The sequence below is a fragment of the Kitasatospora sp. LaBMicrA B282 genome (assembly GCF_050325825.1).
Taxonomy (GTDB): Bacteria; Actinomycetota; Actinomycetes; order Streptomycetales; family Streptomycetaceae; genus Kitasatospora.
In genome coordinates, this window is record NZ_JBNQTI010000291.1 from 1 (window position 1) to 5578 (window position 5578).

Annotated in this window: 5 protein-coding genes; 1 reads left to right on the forward strand and 4 read right to left on the reverse strand. The window is 73.8% G+C overall.

Translation table 11 applies throughout. The annotated features are described in order from the left end of the window. The 4 genes from ACQRUO_RS38310 to ACQRUO_RS38325 all read right to left on the reverse strand — a co-directional run. Positions 1-384: AMP-binding protein (locus tag ACQRUO_RS38310; RefSeq protein WP_428320803.1), on the reverse strand; the 384-nt coding region annotated here is incomplete at its 3' end. Next, complete coding sequence (locus ACQRUO_RS38315; RefSeq protein WP_428320804.1) at positions 381-1121, reverse strand: glycosyltransferase; 741 nt, start codon at positions 1119-1121, stop codon at positions 381-383. The genes ACQRUO_RS38315 and ACQRUO_RS38310, both read right to left, overlap by 4 nt. Next, positions 1118-2128, reverse strand: coding sequence for a 3-oxoacyl-ACP synthase III family protein (locus ACQRUO_RS38320; RefSeq protein ID WP_428320805.1), 1011 nt, complete (start codon positions 2126-2128; stop codon positions 1118-1120). Before ACQRUO_RS38320 ends, ACQRUO_RS38315 begins: the two co-directional genes overlap by 4 nt. A 75-nt stretch (positions 2129-2203) precedes the next feature. Then, positions 2204-2764, reverse strand: a complete 561-nt coding sequence (locus tag ACQRUO_RS38325) for a hypothetical protein (protein WP_428320806.1) — start codon at positions 2762-2764, stop codon at positions 2204-2206. A gap of 530 nt (positions 2765-3294) precedes the next feature. On the opposite strand from ACQRUO_RS38325, the gene gyrB reads away from it, so the two are divergent. Further along, positions 3295-5373, forward strand: a complete 2079-nt coding sequence (gyrB, locus tag ACQRUO_RS38330; protein ID WP_428320807.1) for a DNA topoisomerase (ATP-hydrolyzing) subunit B — start codon at positions 3295-3297, stop codon at positions 5371-5373. Positions 5374-5578 lie beyond the last annotated feature (205 nt).

Consider the following 5578-nt stretch of genomic DNA (forward strand, 5'->3'; position numbering starts at 1 on the left):
GGCCGCGGCCTGGGTGGCCGCGTCGGCCAGCACCAGGGCGGGTCCGGCCGCCGCCAGCCGGGCGGTGAGCACCTCGGGCCCGGCGCCCGGGTCGAGCACTGCGACGCGCAGGCCGAGCCGGTGCGCGGCGAGCAGCACGGCCAGCGCCCGGGGTCCGGGTCGGACGGCGACGCCCAGGGTCTCCCCGGCGGTCAGCCCCTGGCGGTGCAGCGCGGCGGCGTACCGGTCGGCGAGGTCGGCGAGTTCACCGCGGCGGAGCTGGACCCGGGTGCTGCCGGTGCGGGTGTGCCGCAGCACGGCGGGGCGCTCGGGGCCGGCGGTCCGCAGGGCGTGGGCGAGTGCGTCCAGGAGTGGGCGGCCGTCGGCCGGTGTCGGGTTCGTCAACGCACGTCCACCCCGCGCCGGCCGGCGCCGCGTTCCAGGTACCAGCGGGCGGTGCCGAGCAGCCCGTAGGCGCGGATCCGGCGGGTGGAGTTCTGTACCACCATGTCGCGGCGGTGGACGATCGCGGTGGTGTGCCGGCGGACCCGGTTGATGAAGGTCCGGTCGGTGGGGGAGGGGCGGCGCGGCATACCGCCGACGGCCTGGTACAGCTCGGCGGTGATCGCCATGTTGTTGCCGGAGTGCATCCGGTAGGGCGTCAGGTAGCCGTGTCGGCGGCGGTGCGCGGGCCGGACCCGGCCGAAGCCCGCGCCGAGCGCCACCAGCAGGTGGAAGACCGTGCGCCCGAGGGGTCCGTGTTCGTCGTGCCGGGCGGTGATCCGTCCGCAGACCAGGCCGCCGCACCGGTGCAGCCCGGCCCGGGCGGCGGCCGTCCAGCCGGGCTGCGGCAGGCAGTCGGCGTCGGTCCGGGCGAGCAGCAGGGCGCCGTTGGCGATGGCGTGGCGGAAGCCGGTGTCGACCGCGCAGCCGACGCCCTTCTCGGCCTCGGTCAGCACCTCGACCGGGAACGGCGCCCGCTCGGCGAACGCCCGCACCTTGGCCGTGGTGGTGTCGGTGGAGGCGTTGTCGACGACCAGGAGGGTGAAGTCACGGTCCAGCTGGGCGGCCAGCGCGTGCAGGGCCCCCTCGATCCTGGCCTCCTCCTGGTAGGCCGGGATCACCACCCACAGTGCGGTCACGAGGCCTCCCAGATCATCGTCATCAGACTGACGCCGCCGCCCAGACCGACCAGCAGGACCCGGTCGCCGGGTGACAACTCCGCATGGATCCTCGCCAGTTGGACGCCGAGCGTGGCGCTGGCGACATTGCCGAGCTCGGGTACGGTGAGCACCAGCTTCCCGGCCGGCACGCCGGTGAGTTCGACGAAGCGTTCCAGGTAGGGCACGGTCACCTGGTGGACCAGCACCCGGGCGTAGGCGTCCCAGTCCAGGCCGGTCCTGGCCGCCACCCGGGTCAGGATGTCGCCGCCGATCCGCTCGAAGACGCCGCGCAATTCCTTGCCGCCGCCGCGGAAGTAGCTGTACTCGTCGCCGCGCGGGTGCCGTGAGCCGCCGCCGGGGATCCCGCCGACCGTCCAGTGCTCGGAGGCGGTCTCGGTCTCGACGTCCAGGATGCCGCCGGACGCCACCGGCTCCACCACCACGGCGGCGCCGGCGTCCCCGAAGGTGTACCCGGCGAACCCGTCCCGGAAGTCGAGGGGCCCGTCCGGGCGCCGGCGCATTGCCCGGCTGGGCGTCTCCCCGGTCACCACCAGGGCGCGCCCGGCCCGCCCGGCCAGGATCATCGCGCGGGCCAGGTCGATCCCGTTGAGGAAGCTGTTGCAGGCGTTGGCGACGTCCAACGCGTGGGCACGGGAGCCGAGTTCGGCCTGCACCAGGTGGGCGGTGGCGGGCTCGCAGACGTCCCGGGTGGCCGAGGCGTAGAGCAGCAGGTCGATGTCGCGCGGGTCGAGGCCGCGGGCGGCCAGCGCCCGGCGCGCGGCGCCGATGGCCAGGGTCGACGCGTACTCGCCGTCGGCCGCGAAGTGTCGGGTGACGATCCCGGTGGCCTTCTCGAACATCCGCTCCGGCAGGCGCAGGCCTGCGGCGGCCGTCACCTCGTCCTGCAACTCCTGCGAGGTGAGGCGCCGGGCGGGCAACTGCGCGCCGACGGCGGTGATCCCGATCCGCGGGATGGCTGTTTCCATGCCGACCATGCTCGGGCGGACACCGGAGCGGGCGCTTGAGTACGCGTACTCAAGCGCCCGGTGGCGTGCCCACCGTCAGTGTTCGGTGCCGTCGTGGATGCGCAGCAGGACCTGCTGGACGGCCTCCGCGCCGGCCGGGCCGGCGACCACGAGCAGGTCGTTCGCGTCGTACCAGGAGCAGGTGGTCCGGGAGTCCTGCCGGTCCTGTTGGCAGCTGGCGGTGCCGGCGATCCGCAGCTGCGGGTGGGTGACCGTGCCGGCGGGCGCGGCGGGGGAGTTGGCGGTGAGCCAGTCGCTCGCCCGGCCGTCCTGGTTGCCGGAGATCAGTACCACCCAGATGCCGGGCGTCCCCGGGGCGTCGCCGTAGACGGCGTGGGTCAGGCCGGGCAGGCCCTCGCCCGGGTTCCGCAGTCCGGCCTCGTCGAGGTTGTCCCGTGCGTTGGTGTCCCGGTCCAGCATGCGTTTCTGCTCGACCGTCTGCGGCAGCGAGATGACCGCCGGGTCGGGCCCGGTGCCGGGTGCGCTGTCGTGGTTCCCGTGCTCCACGAAGAGCAGGCCGATCAGTGCCCCGAGCGCGAGCACGATCAGCACCCCGGTCAGCCCGCCCCCCGACCGCCCGCCGTCCCCCGATGTCATCCCCGGCCCCCGTTCCCCCGCCCCAACACGTCACCTGCGCAGGTGACGCCGCACCGGGACACCGTACCCGCGATCGCGCAGTTCGCGGGCCTACCGCGGCTCCGGCGCAACGGCTGTGCGCTTCGGTGTGGCGACCCCGTCCGGAGCGGCACCCGTTCTCCCGCACCCACCCCGCAACAGGTGCCCGTACCCCCTTCCCGGGCTCGCACGCGGCCTTCCTCGAGCACGCCGACGGCACTTTCTCGACGCGACCGCCCGACCGGGCCCCGCGAGGCCAGAAACGGCCACCAGAAGGCTTTTGACTCCATGTCACGTGGGGGGATGAGGGCATGGGGGAGCTGGAAGACTCACGGTGCCATTCTGTTGAATCTGGTGGCAATCCTGAGTGCGTGGCACCTATGCTCGAATCAGAAAACCGGCCCCGATGGGACGGCCCCCGCCGGGTGCGGGCAGGCCAGGGGTCGGACCGTCGATCGACCGACGCGCCACACGGACATCCGCTCCCGCGACCGCACGCGGGGGCGCGGTTCGTGCTGCGCCAGAAGGGGTGTTCCGTGACCGAGACCGGCAACCGCCACCAGCCCGCCATGCCTGCCGCACCCGCCACACCCGACAAGCCCACCGTGTCCACCGCCGGCCATGCGGCGGCGACGACCCCCGGCGCCTACGGCGCGGAGACCATCACCGTCCTCGACGGGCTCGACGCGGTGCGCCAGCGCCCGGGCATGTACATCGGCTCGACCGGCGAACGGGGGCTGCACCACCTGGTCCAGGAACTCGTCGACAACGCGGTGGACGAGGCGCTGGCCGGCTGCGCCACGACGATCGAGGTCACGCTGCTGGCCGGCGGCGGGGTGCGGGTGGTGGACGACGGCCGCGGCATCCCGGTGGGGATCGTCCCCGGTCAGGACCGGCCGGCGGTGGAGGTGGTGCTCACCGTGCTGCACGCGGGCGGCAAGTTCGGCGGCGGTGGGTACGCCGTCTCCGGCGGTCTGCACGGGGTCGGGCTGTCGGTCGTGAACGCGCTCTCCACCCGCCTGGCGGTGGAGATCCACACTGCTGGCCACCGCTGGACCCAGGAGTACCGCTCAGGAGTGCCGACCACCGCGCTGCTCCGGCACGAGGCCACCGACCGGACCGGCACCGGCATCACCTTCTGGGCCGACGGCGGGATCTTCGAGACCACCGGCTACTCCTTCGAGACCCTCGCCCGCCGCCTGCGCGAAACCGCCTTCCTCAACAAGGGGCTGACGCTGCGCCTGACCGACGAGCGCACCCCCACCGCGGCCGACGGGGCCGACGGCCCGCCGCGCACCGCTACCTTCTGCTACGCGGGCGGCATCGCCGATTTCGTCGGCCACCTCAACGCCCGCAAGGGCGAGCCGGTCCACCCCACCGTGATCGCCTTCGAGGCGGCCGAGGCCGACCGGGCGCTCTCGGTGGAGGTCGCCATGCAGTGGAGCTCCGCCTACACCGAGGGCGTCTACTCGTTCGCCAACGCCATCCACACGCACGAGGGCGGCACCCACGAGGAGGGCTTCCGGGCGGCGCTGACCGCCCTGGTCAACCGCTATGCGCGGGAGCGGAAGCTGCTCCGCGAGAAGGACGAGAACCTCTCGGGCGAGGACATCCGCGAGGGCCTGACCGCGATCGTCTCGGTCAAGTTGGCCGAGCCGCAGTTCGAGGGCCAGACCAAGACCAAGCTCGGCAACACGGTCGCCAAGTCCTTCGTCCAGAAGGTGGTGCACGAGCACCTGGCCGACTGGCTGGACCGTCATCCGGGCGAGGCGGTGGACATCGTCCGCAAGGCGATCACGGCCTCCACCGCGCGGGCCGCGGCCCGCAAGGCGCGCGACCTGACCCGCCGCAAGGGCCTGCTGGAGGGCACCGCGCTGCCGGGCAAGCTGGCCGACTGCCAGTCGAAGGACCCGGCCGAGTGCGAGATCTTCATCGTCGAGGGCGACTCGGCGGGCGGCTCGGCCAAGCAGGGCCGCGATCCGCGCACCCAGGCCATCCTGCCGATCCGCGGCAAGATCCTGAACGTCGAGAAGGCGCGGATCGACAAGGTGCTGCAGAACACCGAGGTCCAGGCCCTGATCTCGGCCTTCGGCACCGGTGTGCACGAGGACTTCGACCTGGACCGGCTGCGGTATCACAAGATCATCCTGATGGCGGACGCCGACGTCGACGGCCAGCACATCGCCACCCTGCTGCTCACCCTGCTGTTCCGCTTCATGCGCCCGCTGATCGAGGGCGGCCACGTCTTCCTGGCCCGCCCGCCGCTGTACAAGATCAAGTGGGGGTGGGAGCAGATCGAGTACGCCTACTCCGACCGCGAGCGCGACGCCGCGCTGGCGGCGGGCCGGCAGGCCGGGCGCCGGCTGCGGACGGACGACGCGATCCAGCGCTTCAAGGGTCTGGGTGAGATGAACGCCGAGGAACTGCGGGTCACCACCATGGACCGGGACCTGCGCCTGCTCTCCCGGGTCACCCTGGAGGACGCGGCCCGGGCCGACGAGCTGTTCGCGGTGCTGATGGGCGAGGACGTCGAGGCCCGCCGCTCGTTCATCCAGCGCAACGCCAGGGACGTCCGCTTCCTCGACATCTGACCCGGCACCTGACCCGACATCTGACTCGACAGCCGGGCCGTCCCGGCCTCGGCGCCGTCCTGCCGTGGCTCGGGTGGACGGCCGTGGGGGGGGGGGGGGGGGGGGGGGGGGGGGGGGGGGGGGGGGGGGGGGGGGGGGGGGGGGGGGGGGGGGGGGGGGGGGGGGGGGGGGGGGGGGGGGGGGGGGGGGGGGGGGGGGGGGGGGG

Coding starts and splice junctions, on each gene's coding strand:
- ACQRUO_RS38320 (WP_428320805.1), bottom strand. CDS start 2,128: ATGGAAACAGCCATCCCGCGGATCGGGATCACCGCCGTCGGCGCGCAG.
- ACQRUO_RS38325 (WP_428320806.1), bottom strand. CDS start 2,764: ATGACATCGGGGGACGGCGGGCGGTCGGGGGGCGGGCTGACCGGGGTG.